The following is a 609-nucleotide window of genomic DNA, read 5'->3' as shown; positions in this document are numbered from 1 at the left end:
GGCCCGGGTGATCCTCGTCGACTATCGGCGCAGCCTGCTCGGCGCGATCGAGACACCACATCTGATCGGGTACGGCACCGCCGCCGCGCACACCGCCGACCTGATCGAGTCGGCCGCCGGTTACCTGGAGCGGCGGGCACCGGGGCCGGAGGTCACCCCGCAGCAGCTGCGGGACCGGTCCTGGTGGTCCGGGCCGGAGCTGTTCGTGCTGGTGGACGACTACGACCTGGTGGCGGCGGGGCCGGCGAACCCGTTGCGGGCGCTGGAGGAGCACCTGCCGCACGCCCGGGATATCGGACTGCACCTGGTGCTGGTCCGCCGTTCCGGTGGGGCGGGCCGCGCCCAGTACGAGCCGATCGTGCAGCGTCTGCGGGAGCTGTCCACCGCCGGCCTGGTGATGGCGGGCAGCCCCGAGGAGGGCGCGCTCGTCGGGCCGGTCCGGCCCGGACCACTGCCGCCGGGGCGTGGCCGACTGGTCACCCGACGGGAGGGCGTACGCCTCGTTCAGCTGGCGCATCTGCCGCCGCAATGAGCTGACTCGCCGGTTCTTCCCGTGACGGGTGGGGAAACCGGTAATCTCCGATCGTCATGGTTCCGTCGGGATGAATG

1 pseudogene is annotated in these 609 nt (G+C 72.4%); it reads left to right on the top strand.

The window, feature by feature from the left end:
- Positions 1-532: pseudogene (locus KBX53_RS35105) on the top strand (type VII secretion protein EccC); the annotation flags it as partial.
- Positions 533-609: the final 77 nt, after the last annotated feature.

This window comes from Micromonospora sp. M51 (genome assembly GCF_018070305.1).
Classification (GTDB): domain Bacteria; phylum Actinomycetota; class Actinomycetes; order Mycobacteriales; family Micromonosporaceae; genus Micromonospora; species Micromonospora parva.
The sequence above is the reverse complement of the archived record's forward strand: the minus strand, read 5'-3'. Positions and strand labels throughout refer to the sequence as shown.